The following is an 18,968-nucleotide window of genomic DNA, read 5'->3' on the forward strand; positions in this document are numbered from 1 at the left end:
TTAGCGAATACTCTGATAAATCTCTTCTAGGTGTTTTTTCTCAATCTGCATGGGCACATTTTTAATTAAACGTTGTACCTCTATTGCCCCTTGCGACAAATAAGCAATGTCATCAGGTGTGATGGACAACTGGCTTAATTTGACCGGTAAGTCCAGGCGGTGAACGAGTGCGTCAAAATATTCCACCAAGGCGTGGGATTTGTCCTCTTCACCCAACAGCAGGTCAGCATCAGGGATTAAGTCGTAAGCCTGGGCAAATTTACTCACGGCGGCAGGTCTGATAAATGCCATACAGGGTACCAGCAGAATGGCGTTAGCGACGCCGTGAGGAATATGATATTTCCCGCCGAGCGGGTATGACATAGCGTGTACCAGATGTGTGCCCGCGTGGGCAATCGATGCACCGCCATAATAAGATGCCCAAAGCATATTCAAGCGAGCTTCAAGATTTTCCGGTTCAGCAACGGATTTTTCGATGCTGGCGAATAACTTTTTCATTCCTACCAGCGCGTAATTGTCACTGACCGGATTGGCTATCACTGACGTGAAACATTCGAATAAATGGCACAGCGCGTCGATGCCGGTTGAGGCCGCGATCCGCGCGGGCATGCTGGTCGTCAGTTCTGGCACCAGTGCCACGTAATCGGGCAGCATGAGCGGTGTAATAATGCCGATTTTGGTTTCTTTTTCTGGGATTGCCAGAATGGCATTCGGTGTGGCTTCTGAACCGGTGCCGGCGGTGGTCGGAATGAGCAGAGAGGTTGTGCGGCGCTGAGGTTTCTCACCCGCCAACAGGCCGTTTAATGTGACTTTTACATCCCCCGCGCACAGCAGCGACAGCAGTTTGGCCACATCCAGTACGCTACCGCCACCCACACCGATAACCAGATCGACGCGCTGCTTGTTTAGCGTTTCAAGGATAGTAGCAACGTCATGTTGGCTCGGCTCTGGAGGGACGCTGTCGATTATGCTCACGCCGCAGCCGGCGTTGTTCAACTGAGCAAGCAGCGATTGCACCGGTGCCAGCCCAATAATATTTTTATCGCTAACCAGCACGACCTGATGTTTTCCAGCCAGTAAATAGCCGATGTCATGCAACGACTGATAACCACTGATGATTGTGCTGTCTATATTCATGCTTGCATTTCCCGTCATTAAGTCTTGGTAAGAGTGAGCTCAATCATTAAAGGTCGATACTCCTCACATCGTCAGGGCAATTTATAGGCGAAATTGAAGTTGAATAATTTGAAGTTGCTCACATATAATCAATCATGATTGAATATAATCATATTCAGCAAACAAACCTGACTTATTCATCACGGAGCCACGATGGCCAAAAAAGTGACAACCACCGACCTGCGAGCGCCAACGCAAATTTTGGCTATCGCCGACGATTTTACCGGTGCCAACGACACCGGAGTGGCATTGGTTGAGCATGGGATGGTCGTTTGCGTGCGGTTTGATCTGACCGATTGCACCCGCAGAGAAGGGGCAGGGCGAGCATTAATTTACAGCACCGACAGCCGCGCATTAAGCGCAGCTGAGGCGGCAAAAAGCGTGACAATGGCTATTGAGAAGGCTTTGCCGACATTTACGAGCCACCGCTGGGTGTTCAAAAAAATGGATTCTACGCTTCGTGGAAACCCTGGCGCAGAAACAGAAGCTGCTTTGATAGCGCTTGATTGCCCGCTGGCAATAGTTGCCACGGCGGTACCTGAGTTGGGCCGAGTGGTTATCGAGGGACTCTGTTATGTCAAGGGTTGCCTGCTAACAGACACCGAATTTGGTACCGACCCCAAAACACCGGTGAAAACGGCAAACGTAGGCATGCGTTTCGCAGAGCAAACGGCACTGCGTCAGCATCATGTTTCACTTAATGCGCTTCGTGCAAATGACTTTCAGACCCAACTTACCGCGCTGGTGGATGCGGGTATTCGCATTGTGATTGTTGACAGCCAAACGTCAGAAGACTTGGCATGCCTTGTCCGAGCGGCGGAGACTCTGCCATTCAGACCGCTGCTGGTTGGCGCTTCCGGTTTAAGTCAGGCGTTGGCCAGCCATTGTTTGAACGAAATTAAGACATCCCCCCCTTTTGAGGTGCGCAGGCCAGCTCCCGTGCTGGCCGTAGTCGGCTCAATGAGTGAAGCGGCCGCGGGACAGATTGCTTTTGCTTTACAGCACCGTTCGGCCGAGCTCATTAATATTGACGTTCTTACGCTCTTTACAGACAGAGCGACGGAACTGTTGACCCCACTCTCTATGCAGATTTGCAGCGCTATCGAGAAGGGAAGGCACTGCATTGTCAGTACTTGTCAAAACACAGATCAGAGGCAGTACGTTGCTCAATTTTGCCAGCAAAATCAAATCAGTCGCCTGCAAATGGGGAACAGCATTGCCACATTTATCGGGCAGCTTATTCAATACGTTTTTCAAACAATTAAAACACAGCCGAGCGGCGTTTATTTGTCCGGCGGTGACATAGCCCTGGCCGTCGCGCGCGCACTGGGGGCCAAAGGGTTTGAGATTAAAGGCCAGATAGCAGGCTGCGTACCTTGGGGATATCTGCAAGAGAGTCAGATTGAATGTCTACCCGTGATGACTAAAGCGGGTGGATTCGGCCATGAAAATACACTACTTGAAGTTTTACGCTTTTTTGAGGAGAAGTTGAGTGACTAAAATTATTGCAGTAACTATGGGTGATCCGGCAGGGATTGGCCCTGAAATCATCCTTAAAGCGCTAGCTGAAGGTGAGTTGTCAGGGACAAAAGCGGTCGTGGTCGGCTGTGCCGCTACGTTTCGCCGTATCCTCGCATTGGGGATAACCCCTGCGGCCGAGTTACGGATTATTAATGAGGTTTCACAGGCACATTTTGCGCCAGGCGTCATCAATGTCATTGATGAGCCACTGGCCCATCCTGAGGCGCTGGTGCCTGGAAAAGTGCAGAAAGAGGCGGGCGATTTGGCATACCGCTGTGTGAAACGTGCAACAGAGCTGGCCATGGCTGGAGAGGTTCAGGGAGTGGCGACCGCACCACTTAACAAAGAAGCATTGCATTCTGCCGGGCATATTTATCCGGGGCACACGGAGTTACTGGCGAAACTGACTCACAGTCGCGACTACGCCATGGTGCTTTTTACTGAAAAACTTAAAGTCATTCATGTGACGACTCATATCGCACTGCGCAAGTTTCTCGATACGCTGAATCAAGATCGCGTCGAAACGGTTATTCGAATGGCCGATACTTTCCTGCGTCGCGTCGGCTACGAGAACCCACGCATTGCCGTAGCCGGTGTGAATCCTCATGCCGGTGAAAATGGTCTGTTCGGCGATGAAGAGATCAACATTGTCGGGCCATCTGTCGAAAAAATGAAAGCTCAAGGACTTAACGTCGTTGGCCCATGCCCGCCGGATACCGTATTCCTTCAAACCTATGAAGGCATGTACGACATTGTGGTGGCAATGTATCATGATCAGGGCCATATCCCCTTGAAGCTGATGGGGTTTTATGACGGTGTAAATATCACTGCTGGGTTGCCGTTCATCCGAACATCAGCAGATCATGGCACTGCGTTTGATATTGCGTGGACAGGAAAAGCCAAGTCTGAGAGCATGGCGATATCAATTCAGTTAGCCGTTCAGCTGGCGTAATCTTACGTCAGCAGCGCAGGGAAAAAGGAATTACGTTGACCGGACAAAGCCGCCTCGATCAGATTATGGACTTTCTGAAAAGTCATAACTTGGTCACCGTTGAACAGCTGGTTGCCGCTATTTCGGCATCCCCGGCAACCATTCGCCGCGACCTGATTAAATTGGATGAACAGGGCGTTATTAGCCGCAGTCACGGGGGGGTTACGCTTAATCGCTTTATTCCCAACCAGCCAACGACCAATGAGAAACTCCAACTAAGCCTGCAAGAAAAGCAGGCTATTGCCGAAGTTGCGGCTTCAATGGTTAAACCGGGTGATGCCGTCGTGTTAGACGCAGGCACCACCATGCTCGAACTGGCGCGTAACCTGACACATTTTCCGCTGCGGGTGATCACTGCGGATTTGCGAATTGCGCTGTTTTTATCCGAGTTCAAGCAAATTGAAGTAACCATCATCGGCGGGCGCATAGACGACAGCAGTCAATCCTGCGTGGGTGAACATGGCAGAAAGTTGCTCAGGAGCATCTATCCGGATATCGCATTTATCAGCTGTAATTCGTGGAGCCTGGACAAAGGGATCACCACGCCAACGGAAGAAAAAGCGGGGCTAAAGCAGGACCTTGCAAAAAATGCTCGTCGTCGTGTCCTGCTCGCTGACAGCAGTAAATACGGCGCTTACTCACTATTTTGCGTTTCTCCGCTGACTGAAATGACCGACATTATTACGGATAAAGGGTTGAATACAGATATCCAGCAATTATTGGATGATCAACCGTTTAATCTGACGCTGGCCTGAGCGCAAGAAAACAAACCGTCCCGCAGACTGACTGCGCTCCCTTGATCTTCCCTAATGACCTCTCTGGCATTGATTCTGGGTGATTGCCATTGGCAATCAGTACCGGCACAGGGTCGGATGCGCAAAATTCGGTTGGTACTGACTTTATTGGCGGCATCATAGAGGCAACACGCGCTTGCGGATAAGTGTCCAATGTTATAGAAATTATTATAACTTATGAATTTTACTCATATGTTTTTCCTTAAATTTGTACTAATCATTGTGAGTCTCTTCGAGTATTGTAAATATTTAGAGAAGCGAAGCCTTAAGCGCATTCTTGCTGCCTCGCCTTTGTCTTTTCTATGTTAAGCCCACTCGTCTTTGCAGAAACGGAGAGTAACATGCACGTAAAAATCACAACTAACGGTACAGCGGCTTCGCAGGCAGGTCCTGATCATTATTTCACCGGTAAAGTACGCATCGACTCACCTTTTAGCGGCAGCGGTGAAGCGCGAATCGGTGGAGCGACTGTCAGTTTCGAGCCCGGTGCGCGCACGGCTTGGCATACTCATCCGTTGGGGCAAACGCTGATTATTACTTTCGGACGCGGTTGGCTTCAGGAAGAGGGGGAAGAAATTCTTGAGATGAATCCAGGTGATGTTATCTGGATCCCCGCGGGGATTAAACACTGGCACGGCGCCTCTCCCGAGAACGCGATGACACATATAGCGATTGCTGAATCACTGAACGGTAGCCCGGTTACGTGGATGGAAAAGGTCACTGATGAGCAGTACAAGAAATAGAATTGAGAAGTGAGTGACGTCCAATAATTAAAGAATTATGAGGTTGTGGACTCAAATATTGTCATTTATTCAATCATTATCATTCACACGTGTATTACAGAAGCGAGGCTTTACCCCGCTTCTGTAATACTCATCAACCGCAGACATGTAAAGACCTTTTTAATCGCATTAAAAAAGAAATTTTATCCATGTTTTGAACATGAGTTGCCCGTATTTGATCCATTCATAATCAGGAATAAACGGCTTCACTCTGGTAACCGGCAGATTTTGGGTGAATTTAGAGAGTCTCATCATTCAGCTACACAGATGTAGCTTGCTTCATGCCCGTTTTCTCGTGAGTTAGCCATTGCCTGATTCAGTTAGCGCTTTAAAACGCTATGCGGCTTGGCAAGATCTTCAGGGCATTAACCTGTCAGGGGGAGTGAGCATGGGTATGAGTGATTATTGTCGACTCGGCAATAACTACCTACGAAATGGCACGTCTAAGCTGCCTTTACCCACATTTGCGCCTGCAAACACGAGTCTTCTCCAATATCACCTCATTATCGACAACGGGTTGAATGTGTTGAAGGGCGAAACGTTGGGAGTCACTTTTTAAACGGCAATGCTTTAAACGCGCATAACAAAACCCCCTGTTCGTGGACAGGGGGTTTTGGGTCAGAAAAGTCATCTACAGAGCATTTCCGACGCGGAAAACTTCACGTTTATAAAATTTAAACGTTAAAAAGGAAGTTCATCACGTCGCCGTCTTTAACGATGTAGTCTTTACCCTCTGAACGCATTTTACCGGCTTCTTTAGCGCCTTGCTCTCCCTTGAAGGTCACAAAGTCGTCAAAACCGATAGTTTGTGCGCGAATAAATCCTTTCTCGAAGTCGGTGTGGATCTTACCGGCAGCCTGTGGTGCAGTCGCGCCGACAGGAATAGTCCATGCACGCACTTCTTTTACGCCTGCGGTGAAATAGGTTTGCAGGCTCAGCAGTTCGTAACCAGCGCGGATCACACGGTTCAGACCTGGTTCTTCCAGACCCATCTCAGCCATAAATTCGGCGCGGTCTTCGTCTTCCAGCTCGGCGATGTCAGATTCAACGGCGGCACACACGGCAACCACGACAGAACCTTCGGCATCAGCGATAGCGCGAACTTTATCGAGATACGGGTTATTTTCGTAACCGTCTTCGTTTACATTGGCGATATACATGGTAGGTTTCAGCGTCAGGAAGCTCAGGTAGCGAATGGCCGCTCGGTCTTCATCGCTGAGGTCTAGCGCGCGCAGCATACCGGCTTGCTCAAGCTGCGGCAGGCATTTTTCCAACGCGGCCAGTTCAGCTTTAGCGTCTTTATCGCCGCCCTTGGCTTTTTTCTGTACGCGATGAATCGCGCGTTCGCAGGTTTCAAGGTCGGAAAGGGCCAGTTCGGTATTGATAACGTCGATGTCATCAACCGGGTCGACTTTGTTGTTTACGTGAATGATGTTGTCATTTTCAAAACAACGCACCACGTGGCCGATGGCTTCGGTTTCGCGAATGTTGGTCAGGAACTGGTTACCCAGGCCTTCGCCTTTTGACGCGCCTTTTACCAGGCCCGCGATATCAACGAATTCCATGGTAGTAGGAACAACGCGCTGTGGTTTAACAATCTCAGACAGTTTGTCGAGACGTGGATCAGGCATTGGCACAACACCGGTATTAGGCTCGATAGTACAGAACGGGAAATTGGCCGCTTCGATACCCGCTTTGGTCAGCGCATTAAAAAGAGTTGATTTACCGACGTTCGGCAGGCCGACGATACCGCATTTGAATCCCATGTTTATATCACCTTAATATCTTAATAATCAGGAAGTTAAGTTAATCTGCCTGAGGTAATGACCATAATTCCGCTCATTATACACAGTTTGAGTGCTTAACTCGATCCGCATCTTTTTTAAGGCCTAAAACAGGCGGATTATGGCGCTTTACCACAACGTTTCGGGCATTAATTGTTGCCTCGATCGCATGATTTACCGATACTGTTTTAAAAATTAACTAATAAGAGCGACGCCGGATGTACTTCTTGCTTAGTCCACCCTGAGTTTTTACCCACATATTAAGGGTATTCGCCCTGATTTATCGCCCGCTGGTCAGCTGCACCGGCTTGGGCTGCACTCTTTTGACCTAACTTTTAACCTAAGATAGTGGACTTTTTTGATGTTAACTCTGAAAAACTTCAGGGCGGCGAACGTTAAAAATGACGTTCTGGCTGGCTTTGTGGTGGCAGTTTCAATGATCCCTGAAGCGGTGGGATTCTCGCTGGTTGCCGGTTTATCCCCCATTGTCGGGCTACACACGGCCTTTATTATCGGCATTGTGACGGCGCTGTTTGGCGGTAAACCAGGAATGGTTTCTGGCGCCGCGGGCTCGATTGTGGTGGTGCTGATGAGTCTCGCGGCGCAGCACGGGATGGGATACGTGTTGTGGGCAACGCTTTTTGCCGGATTGATTCAAATCGCGATTGGCGTTTTCCGTTTGGGTAAATTCATTCGCCTGGTGCCTTTGCCGGCGATCCACGGCTTTGTTAACGGGCTGGCGATTGTGATTATGCTGGCGCAGTTGCACATGATTGCTGGGCAGGGGCTGTTGATGTATGCGCTGGTGCTGCTGGCCGTAGCGGTCGTGGTGGTCTTTCCTAAAATCACGCGCGTTATCCCTTCCTCGCTTGCTGCGCTGATTATTGTTTCAGCCGTAGCTATCGGGTTTCATCTGCAAACGCTGCGCGTTGGCGACCTGGCCGATATTTCAGGAACGTTGCCAAGCTTTGCGCTTCCTACCGCACCGTTCACGCTGGATATGCTGAAAGTGGTGTTGCCTTACGCCGTGGTGATTGCCTTGGTGGGGCTGATTGAATCGCTGCTTACCATGACGGTGCTCGATGAAATGGGTGGCAAAAAAGGCAATGGTAATCGTGAAAGCATTGCTCAGGGCGCAGGGAATACAATTTGTGGTCTGTTTGGATGTTTCGCCGGTTGCGCGATGATAGGTCAGTCGATTATTAACTTCACCTCAGGTGGACGTGGCCGTATTTCAGGTACGGTCGGGGCGATTTTGCTGATTTTGTTCGTGGTAAGTCTGGCGGAATATATCGGGCTTATTCCCGTAGCCGCACTGGCGGGTATTATGCTGGTGGTATGTTACAACACTTTTGAGTGGAGCTCGTTTCGTCGCCTTCGCCGTATGCCAAAGTCGGATGCGCTGGTGATGGTAGCGGTGACCCTGATCACTATTTTTACCGATTTAGCGGTGGCGGTTATCAGCGGCGTGATTATTTCTGCGCTAGTCTTTGCCTGGCAGCACGCGCGTATTAGGGTTCGCAGTCGTCAGCAGAAGGGGGAGTGGGGAGTGTATAAACTCGAAGGCCCCCTGTTCTTTGGCTCTACTGCGGCCTTTGCCGAACTGTTTACGCCTGAAAGCGATCCACAAAATGTGGTGCTGGACTTTTCTTCCACTCGCGTCATGGATTCAAGTGGCGTAGAGGCGATTGACAAAATTACCACGCGTTATCTTGAGGCGGGCAAAACCATCAGACTCCGTCATCTGAGTGCCGACTGTGTGAGGCTGTTGGCCAAAGCGGGGCCGTTCTGCAGTCACGAACTTGACGATCCAGATTATTACATTGCGGAAGATGATTACCAGACTGAGGATAAATTAGTCGGTAAAGAGACATTTAAAGTACGGACGTAATTCCTTAATAATCAGAGGGGAGAGTGGAGTCGCTGCTCTCCCATCCTAACCTTCCCCCGACGAGGAAGGAATCAAAGAATTTTAGACTTCCGCCTTGAAGGTGTGCAGTCTGTTCATCGCCTTCAACAACCCATCTTTCATCAAAATATCGGTACAGCGCAGCGACTCGTCGATAGCGGCATCAATCAGCTTTTGTTCGCTGGTAGGGGGCTTGCCGAGAACAAATCCCACGACTTTATTGCGATCGCCGGGATGACCGATCCCAATGCGCAGACGATAGAAATTTGGATTATTGCCCAGCCTGTTCTGAATATCTTTCAGCCCATTGTGACCGCCGTTTCCACCGCCAAGCTTGATTTTTGCCACGCCGGGTGGAATATCCAGCTCGTCGTGTGCAACCAGTATTTCGTCAGGTTCGACGCGGTAGAAGTTCGCCATAGCAATCACAGCTTTGCCACTCAGGTTCATAAAAGTCGTAGGAACCAGCAGGCGAACGTCTTGCCCATTGAGTGACAAACGCGCCGTATAGCCGAAGAATTTACTCTCTTCCTTTAACTGTTGGTTATGCTGACGCGCCAATAAATCGACATACCATGCGCCGGCATTGTGGCGGGTCTGGGCATATTCGGCGCCTGGATTCGCCAGGCCAACGATTAATTTAATGCTGCTCACGCTCGTTTCGCTTCTTGAAGGAATAATCTGGCCGATAGTTTACCCGTGCTTTGCCGTCGTGCCAAACCACAGAAGAAATTAAGCGTTAATTAGTTCAGAATCTATTAGTTACAATTAATAACTATTAGATTTTCAATCAGATAAATAGTAAGAAGCGTAAAGATTTGTCATTTTGCATCTCCACACTGTGATCGTCCCCGCAACCTGTTGCTTCTTGCCGGACTATAATTTGTACAGGATGAAGTTCACGCTTTGCACTGACGCAAAGAAACCCAACGGATTACCGGAGGCGACGTATGAAACGTAAAAACGCAACAGTATGCGGCAATGTGTTAATGGGATTGGGATTAGTGACCATGATTGGCGGAGTAGGATACTCAATCCTCAACCAGCTGCCGAATCTCGGTTTACCACAGTTCTTTGCTCACGGCGCCATTATGTGCATTTTTATCGGCGCGCTACTGTGGCTGACCGGGGCCAGAATCGGCGGGCGCGAAGGCGTAGCCGACCGTTACTATTGGGTGCGTCATTATGATGCCCGCTGCCGTAAGGGCCATAAGCATTCATAAACCATAAGCATTGATAAACGTAGTGTCTTAAACCCTGATTTCAGCACTGACAAACTAAAAAGCCCCAGCTAAACCTTCGCTGGGGCTTTTTGTTATTAATCACTCACCGGGTGGAAACAGTGATTAATGCTCGAACATCGCTGAAATCGATTCTTCATTGCTGATACGGCGGATGGCTTCAGCCAACATGCCGGACAGGGTCAGAGTACGAACGTTTTTCAGGGCGCGAATTTCAGCTGACAGCGGAATGGTATCGCAAACAATCACTTCATCAAGCACGGAGTGTTTGATGTTTTCTACCGCATTGCCGGAGAAGATTGGGTGAGTAGCATAAGCGAAGACGCGTTTAGCACCGCGTTCTTTCAGCGCTTCTGCGGCTTTACACAGTGTACCGCCAGTGTCGATCATGTCATCAACCAGAATACAGTCACGGCCGGTAACGTCACCGATGATATGCATTACTTGCGAAACGTTTGCGCGTGGGCGACGTTTGTCGATGATGGCCATGTCGGTATCATTGAGCAACTTGGCAACGGCACGGGCGCGCACTACGCCGCCGATGTCTGGAGAAACCACGATTGGGTTTTCCAGGTTTTGTTGCAACATATCTTCGAGCAGGATTGGGCTACCAAACACGTTATCAACCGGGACATCGAAGAAGCCCTGAATTTGCTCTGCATGCAAATCAACGGTTAATACGCGGTCAACGCCAACGCTGGAAAGAAAGTCTGCAACAACTTTGGCGGTGATCGGAACACGCGCTGAACGCACGCGGCGATCCTGACGTGCATAACCGAAGTAGGGGATAACTGCCGTGATGCGACCGGCAGACGCGCGCCGGAGTGCATCCACCATCACCACTAATTCCATCAGGTTGTCATTAGTAGGCGCGCAGGTGGATTGGATAATGAAAATATCTCCGCCACGTACATTTTCGTTAATTTGCACACTTACTTCGCCGTCGCTGAAACGACTAACGGCGGCGTCACCTAGGCTGGTGTATAAACGGTTGGCAATTCGTTGTGCTAGTTCCGGGATGGCGTTACCAGCAAAAAGCTTCATATCAGGCACGAGAAGAACCTCAGGCTTGCGTCCAGAGAAGATACGGCACATGGCTCCACCGGGCGGTGAGCGAAACCACAGCAATATACATACGTACATCTTACCTTTCTTCTTTCCCCTTGCAGGCGTTGCCCCCTGCGCGGGGAAGTCTGTTGGGTATACAGATTAAATCTAAAAATTCCAAGAGGCTGGCAAAGAACAGACACAATAACGGGAAACTGTGATTGTCTACGCTTTGGCTGCGGCTCTCATCAGCTCGGCGCGGGTTTTATGCAGAGGCGAAACGTTAACGCCTTGGGCAACAAAACCGTTGATCCATGCCGGAGCTTTACTCAGCACCTCGCGGGCGGACGCCTCTGTGTCGAATTCGGCAAACACACAGGCACCTGTACCAGTGAGGCGCGACGGCGCGTATTCTAGCAGCCATGAAACCAGCTGTTCAACCTCGTAAAAACGTTTTCTTGCAATCGGTTCACAATCATTGCTGTAATCTGTGTGCAATAGCACATCAATCGAGCGCTTTGGCGTATTACGAATCAATTCAGGATCGCCAAAAATTGCCGGCGTTGGAATGCTGACGCCGGGATGAGCAACAAGATACCATTTTTCTGCGGGTGAAACCGGTTTTAACACCTCACCGATGCCTTCGGCAAATGCCGAGTGACCCATCACGAACACCGGCACGTCGGCGCCCAAACTTATCCCTAGTTCGGCAAGCTGGTGGTCGCTAAGTCCACAGTTCCACAGCATGTTCAGCGCAATCAGCGTCGTGGCGGCATTAGATGACCCACCGCCCAGACCGCCGCCCATGGGTAAACGTTTATCGAGGACGATATCTGCCCCACAGGCAGCAGACGCATGCTGCTGTAACAGTTTCGCTGCCCGAACAATGAGGTTCTGTTCATCAGGCACACCCTCAATCGAGGGGATGAGCGTAATTTTATTGTCATCACGCGGCGTAAAGGCCAAGCTGTCGCCGTAGTCAATAAACTGAAACAGCGTTTGCAGGTCATGGTAACCGTTGGCACGCTGACCGGTGATATAGAGGAACAAATTGAGTTTAGCCGGAGATGGCCAGATTTGCGTCATCTCAGTTTAATGTCCAACTGTCCATTTTCAGTTTAATTCTCTGCGACCCTTGAGCCATCTCGAGGCGGTTAGGCAACGAAGGTGTCGTGGTGGTGTCGTAACTTTGATAGGTAACGCTGCCGTTCAGGCCCTGCTGTTTGTAATTAACCTGACGCAGGCGATATTGACTGTCGAGGCTGAAGTCGCTGCTGTCACCCGGCAGGCCTAGCATCCACTGACGCAGGTTGACCAGCGGAATCGACATCCCGGTCAGTTTTTGAATCATGTCGTCAGGATTGTCGCTGGTGTACTGTTTGCCCTGATTGTTGGTCAGCTGTGCAACGCCGTTTTGCACTTTTAGCTCCATTTCTGTGCTGCCAAGTGGATTGGTCAACAGCAGGCGGTAGCTTTGTGGGGAGTATTGCTGCCAGAAGAAGCGCGCATAAACTTTCTGTTTATCAGAGATATAAGCAAAGGCACCGCGTGTTTGATAATGCTCGAGCTGCTTAACCTGCTGTTCGTGCTGACGCCACTCGGGGGACGTTGGACTGGTTGACGGCCCGGTGGTCGGCGAGAAGGTCGTACAGGCGGTCAGCACCAGACTGGCGAGAGGGAGCAGGCGGAGCAGGTTTACTTTATGCATTGGCATAACGAGTCGGGTCCTTTCATTAAAATCGTGTAGCAGACGCAGGCAGTTTAGCATAAGCCCGTCATCCTTGAGTTTGAAAAATCACGCGATGGTGAGGCAGTCATCGTGGCTTTAACAGTCGGTAATTGTAATCAGCTTTGTCTGTTTGTGGGGGTGTAAATGTTGTAAATGATAATCACTCTCCGTTGCCAAGTGCCTTTAATCACAGCTTTTTATAAAAACCGGACAGATAGTGCGGTGTGGCTTTAATTGATCTCGCGCATCTTGTAGAATGCGCCTCAGACGTAAACCCATACAAAGAAAAGTCTCAATTCGACTATCGCTCCCATGACCCTACTTGCATTAGGCATTAACCACAAAACCGCCCCGATATCTCTGCGTGAAAAGATTACGTTTTCGCCAGACACTATCGAACAGGCGCTCTCAAGTCTGCTTCAGCAACCGCTGGTGCAGGGAGGCGTCGTGTTGTCTACCTGTAACCGCACCGAGCTTTATCTCAGCGTCGAGCAGCAGGAGCAACTGCAGGGTAAAGGGGGAGTGCATGAGCAACTGGTGTCGTGGTTATGTGATTACCATCATCTGAGTGCCGATGACGTCAAAAAGAGCCTTTACTGGCATCAGGATAATGCCGCCGTCAGTCACCTGATGCGCGTTGCCAGCGGTCTCGATTCGCTGGTTCTCGGTGAACCGCAGATTCTGGGGCAGGTTAAAAAAGCTTTTGCAGAATCACAGCACGGCCAGGCCGTGTCCGGCGAACTTGAGCGTTTATTCCAAAAATCTTTCTCGGTCGCCAAACGCGTGCGCACTGAAACAGACATTGGTGCCAGCGCCGTTTCCGTCGCATTTGCTGCCTGTACGCTGGCGCGTCAAATCTTTGAGTCCCTGTCTGAAGTCAACGTGCTGCTGGTTGGCGCGGGCGAAACTATCGAACTGGTAGCGCGTCATCTGCGTGAGCATAAAGTGCGTCATATGATGATTGCCAACCGCACGCGTGAGCGCGCACAGCTGCTGGCCGATGAGGTTGGAGCGGAAGTGGTTTCGCTGCAGGACATTGATTCGCGCCTGGCCGAGGCCGACATTATTATCAGCTCTACCGCCAGTCCGCTGCCTATAATCGGCAAGGGCATGGTCGAGCGTGCGCTCAAGGCGCGCCGCAACCAGCCTATGCTGATGGTTGATATTGCCGTTCCGCGCGATATCGAGCCTGAAGTCGGCAAACTGGCCAACGCCTACCTCTATAGCGTTGATGACCTGCACAGTATTATTCAAAATAATCTTGCCCAACGTAAGGCGGCCGCGGTTCAGGCCGAATCTATCGTCGAGCAGGAAAGCTCTAATTTTATGGCCTGGCTGCGTTCTCAGGGCGCGGTTGAAATTATTCGTGATTATCGCTCCCGCGCCGACCTCGTGCGCGCCGATATGGAAGCAAAAGCCCTAGCGGCAATTGCTCAGGGCGCTGATGTGCAAAGCGTTATTCACGACCTGGCCCATAAACTCACCAACCGCCTCATCCATGCACCTACCCGGTCACTTCAGCAGGCAGCCAGCGATGGCGATGTTGAGCGTTTGCAAATTTTACGCGATAGTCTCGGGTTAGATCAGTAAACTACCCAAAAGGTCGAGTACCGAAAGGCGGCCAACACACCTGCGTCTGGATGGATGTCGGGTTCAGTTTTTATTATCACAGGGTTAAACACTACGCATGAAGCCTTCTATTGTTGCCAAACTGGAAGTGTTACAAGAGCGCCATGAAGAAGTTGAGGCTATGCTCGGCGATGCTGCCGTGATTGCCGATCAGGACAAATTCCGCAATCTTTCCCGCGAATACGCTCAGTTGAGCGACGTTTCCGCCTGTTTTCTGACCTGGCGTCAGGCGCAGGAAGACTTGGCCGCCGCACAGGAGATGCTCGACGATCCCGAAATGCGTGAAATGGCGCAGGATGAAATCAAACAGTGCCAGAACAAACTCGAAGAGCTTGAGCAAGAACTGCAACTGCTGCTGTTACCTAAAGATCCCGACGACGAACGCGGCTGCTTCCTTGAAGTTCGTGCAGGAACCGGCGGCGACGAAGCGGCGATATTCGCCGGCGATCTGTTCCGCATGTACAGTCGTTACGCCGAAACGCGCCGCTGGCGTGTAGAAATTATCAGCGCCAACGACGGCGAGCACGGCGGCTATAAAGAAGTAATTGCCAAAGTCAGCGGCGACGGCGTCTATGGTCAGTTCAAATTCGAATCGGGCGGACATCGCGTTCAGCGCGTGCCTGAAACTGAGTCGCAGGGCCGTATTCACACCTCGGCCTGCACCGTGGCGGTTATGCCAGAAGTGCCAGAAGCAGAAATGCCGGAAATTAACGCCGGTGACCTGCGCATTGACACCTTCCGCTCATCCGGCGCAGGCGGTCAGCACGTAAACACCACCGACTCTGCAATCCGTATTACCCACTTGCCAACCGGTATTGTCGTGGAATGTCAGGATGAACGTTCTCAGCACAAAAACAAAGCTAAGGCATTGTCCGTGTTGGGTGCGCGCATTCGTGCGGCAGAAGTGGCAAAGCGTCAGCTCGAAGAGGCGTCCACACGTCGTAACCTACTGGGCAGTGGCGACCGTTCTGACCGTAACCGCACCTACAACTTCCCGCAGGGAAGGGTCACCGACCACCGCATCAACCTGACAATTTATCGTCTTGATGAAGTGATGGAAGGTAAGCTCGATATGCTTATCCAACCGATTGTGCAGGAATATCAGGCCGACCAGCTCGCCGCGTTGTCCGAGCAGGAATAATGGACTTTACCCGCTGGCTGACCCAAGCTATTGGTCGTCTGGCGGCCAGCGACAGCCCTAAGCGAGATGCTGAAATCTTGCTTGGGCACGTTACTGGCCGTGCAAGAACCTACATTATGGCGTTTGGTGAAACAGTGCTCACCGACCCGCAGCAGCGACAGCTTGAGTCATTGCTGAGCCGACGCGAGAAGGGCGAACCCGTCGCCTATTTGGTCGGTGAACGCGAGTTCTGGTCACTGTCGCTGTCCGTTTCCCCCGCCACACTCATCCCTCGTCCTGATACAGAATGTCTGGTTGAACAGGCCCTGTTGCACCTTGGCAGCACACCTGCTTGCGCATTGGATTTAGGTACGGGAACCGGTGCTATTGCGTTGGCATTGGCCAGCGAGCGTCCAGACTGCGAGTTCACCGGCGTGGATCTCCAGCCTGAGGCCGTGGCGCTGGCGCAGTATAACGGCCATAAACTGGCGATCCCCAATGCAGAATTCTTGCAGGGCAGCTGGTTTACACCGGTAAGTGGCCGCATCTTTCAGCTCATTGTCAGCAATCCTCCTTACATAGACGCAACCGATCCGCATCTTGATGAGGGCGATGTTCGCTTTGAACCCGCCACCGCGTTGATTGCCGACAATAAAGGGCTAGCGGACATTGACTATATTGTCACTCACGCCCCGGCGTTTCTTAATCCGCAGGGCTGGTTGTTGTTGGAGCACGGCTGGCAGCAGGGTGAGTCGGTGAGGGCTCTCTTAATGACTGCCGGTTTTACGGCAATCGAGACCATAAAAGATTATGGCGATAATGACCGAGTGACGTTTGGACAATGGCCTGGTTCGCCGCCGTCTGTTTGACGCTGAGGCCCTTATCTCCTGCGCCGGAATGAACGAGCAGGGGGAAATGTCCACAGTGATTGAGCCTCAAGGTTAACCTGATAACAAGGAAGCAGTAATGTCGTCATATATTTGGGTGAAAAATTTCCATATCGTTGTAATTACTGTCAGTATCGTTCTGTTTATTCTGCGATTTTTTTGGAAATGGGCAAACTCACCGATTGCGCAGAAACGCTGGGTGAAAATAGTGCCGCACATTATCGACACTTTTATGCTGATAAGCGGCATCTGGCTGGTGATTATTACCCATTTTTATCCATTTTCCTCACAAGGTTCATGGCTGACCGAAAAGCTTTTTGGCGTTATCATCTATATCGCTCTTGGATTTATGGCTCTGGGGTCAGGCAAAAACGGTTCGCGCAGTCAAAAGACGCGTTGGGTGGCTTTTATTCTGGCCTTGGGTTGTTTGTATTTGATTGTTAAGCTGGCTATGACAAAAGTACCGCTGCTAATGGGATAACTATGAGCGCTATTGCTGATTTTGAATTTAACGAAGCGCCACTAAGCGCAGGTGTCATCCTGGTAACGCAGGCAATTCGCTTTGATTTTAAAGCCGATGACGTAAATCGTCAGTTGCAGGTTCTGGTTGAAGAAGCCCGAAGCAAAGTACCTGAAGACCTGAGTCAGGATCAGCAGCTTGAAGTTTTGATTGAGTTATTTTATCGCACCTGGGGTTTTGGCGGAGCTGGGGGCGTTTATCGCCTGTCCGATGCAATGTGGATAGATAAGGTTCTGGCCTCACGTCAGGGTACGCCGGTTTCACTGGGCGTAATTTTCCTGCATATTGCCCACGCGCTTGAGCTGCCGCTAATGCCGGTAATTTTTCCGACTCAGCTTATTCTGCGTGCCGACTGGCTCGATGAAGAGATGTGGCTGGTGAATCCGCTCAACGGCGAAACCCTGAGTGAACATATTTTGGAAGTGTGGCTCAAAGGTAATCTCGGCGTAAGCGCGGTCATTGAGGATGATGACCTCGAAGAAGCCGACCACACAATGATTATTCGTAAAATGCTGGATACGCTTAAAGCCGCGCTAATGGAAGAAAAGCAGATGGAACTGGCGCTAAGTGCCAGCGAAGCGGTTCTTGAGTTTGATCCCGACGATCCTTATGAAATTCGCGATCGCGGGCTGATTTATGCACAGCTTGACTGTAATCATGTGGCGATTTCCGACCTCAATTACTTCGTCGAGCAGTGCCCTGAAGATCCGATTTCAGAAGTGATAAAAATCCAAATTCACTCAATTGAACAAAAACAGATAACGTTACATTAACAGCCTAAGCGGCGGTAACATCGACTTTTGTACCATTACTTTACAATAGATTAAGGCCAAAGCATGAAACATAAAGTGGTTAGCATTAAGGACATCAACGTAGCAAACGATTTGCCGTTTGTGTTGTTTGGCGGCATGAACGTGCTGGAATCACGTGACATGGCGATGCGCGTCTGTGAGCACTACGTTAAAGTGACTGACAAACTCGGCATTCCTTATGTTTTCAAAGCCTCTTTTGATAAGGCCAACCGTTCTTCAATTCACTCTTATCGCGGCCCGGGCCTGGATGAAGGAATGAAGATTTTCCAGGACCTGAAAGCGGCGTTTGGCGTGAAAATCATTACCGACGTTCACGAAAGCTGGCAGGCACAGCCGGTCGCGGACGTGGTGGATGTCATTCAGCTACCTGCATTTCTGGCACGTCAGACCGACTTGGTTGAAGCGATGGCGAAAACCGGCGCGGTCATTAACGTTAAAAAACCACAGTTCGTCAGCCCAGGTCAAATGGGTAACATCGTTGATAAATTTAAAGAAGGCGGCAACGATCAGGTTATTCTTTGCGATCGCGGCAGCAACTTCGGCTATGACAACCTGGTTGTTGATATGCTCGGCATGAACGTCATGATTAACGCCACTGGCGGACATCCGGTTATCTTCGACGTGACCCACGCGTTGCAGACCCGTGACCCGTTTGGTGCAGCCTCAGGTGGCCGCCGTGCACAGGTTGCAGAGCTGGCGCGTGCTGGCATGGCGGTGGGAATTGCCGGTCTGTTTATCGAGGCACACGAAGACCCTGCCAATGCGAAATGTGACGGTCCTTCAGCACTGCCGCTCGAGAAGCTTGAGCCTTTCCTGGTGCAGATGAAAGCTATCGACGACCTGGTAAAAAGTTTCGCGGCTCTGGACACGAGCAAGTAATCCCGCGCAGATTCAAAACATTGAAGGCGGCCTGTGGGTCGCCTTTTTTAATGGCTTTTCTATACCAGAAAACAGAAGGTTTTATCGGTTTTCGACAGTTTCTCTTCTGCATGCAGCTAGTATTGGATATTAACTAGATAGGTTATT

18 protein-coding genes are annotated in these 18,968 nt (G+C 50.6%); 12 read left to right on the forward strand and 6 right to left on the reverse strand.

The window, feature by feature from the left end:
- Positions 1-1,137: an iron-containing alcohol dehydrogenase gene (locus BS639_RS05825; protein WP_084982504.1), complete on the reverse strand. Its 1,137-nt coding sequence runs from the start codon at positions 1,135-1,137 to the stop codon at positions 1-3.
- A 192-nt stretch (positions 1,138-1,329) separates the two neighbouring features.
- Between BS639_RS05825 and dtnK the strand changes: the two genes are divergently transcribed.
- The 4 genes from dtnK to BS639_RS05845 all read left to right on the forward strand — a co-directional run bounded on the left by dtnK (position 1,330) and on the right by BS639_RS05845 (position 5,225).
- Entirely contained in the window at positions 1,330-2,676 is a 1,347-nt protein-coding gene (gene dtnK / locus BS639_RS05830; protein ID WP_084982506.1) for a D-threonate kinase, read from the forward strand.
- On the forward strand, positions 2,669-3,649 hold the full coding sequence (locus tag BS639_RS05835) for a D-threonate 4-phosphate dehydrogenase (RefSeq protein WP_084982508.1): 981 nt from the start codon (positions 2,669-2,671) through the stop codon (positions 3,647-3,649). The genes dtnK and BS639_RS05835 overlap by 8 nt, the downstream gene beginning before the upstream one ends.
- A gap of 35 nt (positions 3,650-3,684) precedes the next feature.
- Positions 3,685-4,443, forward strand: a complete 759-nt coding sequence (locus BS639_RS05840; RefSeq protein WP_139804046.1) for a DeoR/GlpR family DNA-binding transcription regulator — start codon at positions 3,685-3,687, stop codon at positions 4,441-4,443.
- 380 nt (positions 4,444-4,823) lie between these two features.
- Complete coding sequence (locus tag BS639_RS05845; RefSeq protein ID WP_055770993.1) at positions 4,824-5,225, forward strand: (R)-mandelonitrile lyase; 402 nt, start codon at positions 4,824-4,826, stop codon at positions 5,223-5,225.
- A 713-nt stretch (positions 5,226-5,938) separates the two neighbouring features.
- Here the strand turns inward: BS639_RS05845 and ychF are convergent.
- Positions 5,939-7,030: a redox-regulated ATPase YchF gene (gene ychF / locus BS639_RS05850; RefSeq protein ID WP_084982509.1), complete on the reverse strand. Its 1,092-nt coding sequence runs from the start codon at positions 7,028-7,030 to the stop codon at positions 5,939-5,941.
- A 379-nt stretch (positions 7,031-7,409) separates the two neighbouring features.
- Here ychF and BS639_RS05855 point away from each other — a divergent pair, with 379 nt between their 5' ends.
- Entirely contained in the window at positions 7,410-8,939 is a 1,530-nt protein-coding gene (locus BS639_RS05855; RefSeq protein ID WP_084982511.1) for a SulP family inorganic anion transporter, read from the forward strand.
- An 81-nt stretch (positions 8,940-9,020) separates the two neighbouring features.
- On the opposite strand, the gene pth is transcribed toward BS639_RS05855, so the two are convergent.
- A complete protein-coding gene (gene pth / locus BS639_RS05860; protein ID WP_055771007.1) occupies positions 9,021-9,611 on the reverse strand; it encodes an aminoacyl-tRNA hydrolase in 591 nt (196 codons plus the stop codon).
- 296 nt (positions 9,612-9,907) lie between these two features.
- On the opposite strand from pth, the gene ychH reads away from it, so the two are divergent.
- Positions 9,908-10,180 (forward strand): stress-induced protein YchH, encoded by a 273-nt coding sequence (ychH, locus tag BS639_RS05865; RefSeq protein ID WP_055771010.1) that lies wholly within the window; start codon positions 9,908-9,910, stop codon positions 10,178-10,180.
- Between the two features lie 123 nt (positions 10,181-10,303).
- Here ychH and prs read toward each other — a convergent pair whose 3' ends face one another.
- The 3 genes from prs to lolB all read right to left on the reverse strand — a co-directional run bounded on the left by prs (position 10,304) and on the right by lolB (position 12,959).
- Positions 10,304-11,251 (reverse strand): ribose-phosphate diphosphokinase, encoded by a 948-nt coding sequence (gene prs, locus BS639_RS05870; protein WP_139804047.1) that lies wholly within the window; start codon positions 11,249-11,251, stop codon positions 10,304-10,306.
- A gap of 219 nt (positions 11,252-11,470) precedes the next feature.
- Positions 11,471-12,331 (reverse strand): 4-(cytidine 5'-diphospho)-2-C-methyl-D-erythritol kinase, encoded by an 861-nt coding sequence (gene ispE, locus BS639_RS05875; protein WP_055771013.1) that lies wholly within the window; start codon positions 12,329-12,331, stop codon positions 11,471-11,473.
- Position 12,332: 1 nt separating this feature from the next.
- Positions 12,333-12,959 carry a lipoprotein insertase outer membrane protein LolB gene (lolB, locus tag BS639_RS05880; protein WP_055772428.1) on the reverse strand — a complete coding sequence of 209 codons (627 nt, stop codon included), beginning with the start codon at positions 12,957-12,959 and terminating at the stop codon, positions 12,333-12,335.
- A gap of 327 nt (positions 12,960-13,286) precedes the next feature.
- Between lolB and hemA the strand changes: the two genes are divergently transcribed.
- The 6 genes from hemA (at position 13,287) to kdsA (ending at position 18,821) form a co-directional block, all read left to right on the forward strand.
- Positions 13,287-14,564 (forward strand): glutamyl-tRNA reductase, encoded by a 1,278-nt coding sequence (gene hemA / locus BS639_RS05885; RefSeq protein WP_055771015.1) that lies wholly within the window; start codon positions 13,287-13,289, stop codon positions 14,562-14,564.
- A 97-nt stretch (positions 14,565-14,661) separates the two neighbouring features.
- The gene (gene prfA / locus BS639_RS05890; RefSeq protein ID WP_055771019.1) at positions 14,662-15,744 is read left to right on the forward strand and encodes a peptide chain release factor 1; all 1,083 of its coding nucleotides are present in this window, start codon (positions 14,662-14,664) and stop codon (positions 15,742-15,744) included.
- Positions 15,744-16,592, forward strand: coding sequence for a peptide chain release factor N(5)-glutamine methyltransferase (prmC, locus tag BS639_RS05895; protein ID WP_055771021.1), 849 nt, complete (start codon positions 15,744-15,746; stop codon positions 16,590-16,592). Before prfA ends, prmC begins: the two co-directional genes overlap by 1 nt.
- A 97-nt stretch (positions 16,593-16,689) precedes the next feature.
- Positions 16,690-17,091: a SirB2 family protein gene (locus BS639_RS05900; RefSeq protein ID WP_055771024.1), complete on the forward strand. Its 402-nt coding sequence runs from the start codon at positions 16,690-16,692 to the stop codon at positions 17,089-17,091.
- A gap of 2 nt (positions 17,092-17,093) precedes the next feature.
- Positions 17,094-17,903, forward strand: coding sequence for an invasion regulator SirB1 (gene sirB1, locus BS639_RS05905; protein WP_055771027.1), 810 nt, complete (start codon positions 17,094-17,096; stop codon positions 17,901-17,903).
- A gap of 63 nt (positions 17,904-17,966) precedes the next feature.
- Positions 17,967-18,821, forward strand: coding sequence for a 3-deoxy-8-phosphooctulonate synthase (kdsA, locus tag BS639_RS05910; protein ID WP_055771030.1), 855 nt, complete (start codon positions 17,967-17,969; stop codon positions 18,819-18,821).
- The last annotated feature ends 147 nt before the right edge of the window (positions 18,822-18,968 follow it).

The sequence above is a fragment of the Rouxiella silvae genome (assembly GCF_002093625.1).
In the GTDB taxonomy this organism is placed as follows: domain Bacteria; phylum Pseudomonadota; class Gammaproteobacteria; order Enterobacterales; family Enterobacteriaceae; genus Rouxiella; species Rouxiella silvae.

Bases quoted from the DNA above. Each gene is read 5' to 3' on its own strand.
- BS639_RS05825 (WP_084982504.1), bottom strand. From the start codon at position 1,137: ATGAATATAGACAGCACAATCATCAGTGGTTATCAGTCGTTGCATGAC.
- dtnK (WP_084982506.1), top strand. From the start codon at position 1,330: ATGGCCAAAAAAGTGACAACCACCGACCTGCGAGCGCCAACGCAAATT.
- BS639_RS05845 (WP_055770993.1), top strand. From the start codon at position 4,824: ATGCACGTAAAAATCACAACTAACGGTACAGCGGCTTCGCAGGCAGGT.
- ychF (WP_084982509.1), bottom strand. From the start codon at position 7,030: ATGGGATTCAAATGCGGTATCGTCGGCCTGCCGAACGTCGGTAAATCA.
- BS639_RS05855 (WP_084982511.1), top strand. From the start codon at position 7,410: ATGTTAACTCTGAAAAACTTCAGGGCGGCGAACGTTAAAAATGACGTT.
- ychH (WP_055771010.1), top strand. From the start codon at position 9,908: ATGAAACGTAAAAACGCAACAGTATGCGGCAATGTGTTAATGGGATTG.
- ispE (WP_055771013.1), bottom strand. From the start codon at position 12,331: ATGACGCAAATCTGGCCATCTCCGGCTAAACTCAATTTGTTCCTCTAT.
- lolB (WP_055772428.1), bottom strand. From the start codon at position 12,959: ATGCCAATGCATAAAGTAAACCTGCTCCGCCTGCTCCCTCTCGCCAGT.
- hemA (WP_055771015.1), top strand. From the start codon at position 13,287: ATGACCCTACTTGCATTAGGCATTAACCACAAAACCGCCCCGATATCT.
- prfA (WP_055771019.1), top strand. From the start codon at position 14,662: ATGAAGCCTTCTATTGTTGCCAAACTGGAAGTGTTACAAGAGCGCCAT.
- prmC (WP_055771021.1), top strand. From the start codon at position 15,744: ATGGACTTTACCCGCTGGCTGACCCAAGCTATTGGTCGTCTGGCGGCC.
- BS639_RS05900 (WP_055771024.1), top strand. From the start codon at position 16,690: ATGTCGTCATATATTTGGGTGAAAAATTTCCATATCGTTGTAATTACT.
- sirB1 (WP_055771027.1), top strand. From the start codon at position 17,094: ATGAGCGCTATTGCTGATTTTGAATTTAACGAAGCGCCACTAAGCGCA.
- kdsA (WP_055771030.1), top strand. From the start codon at position 17,967: ATGAAACATAAAGTGGTTAGCATTAAGGACATCAACGTAGCAAACGAT.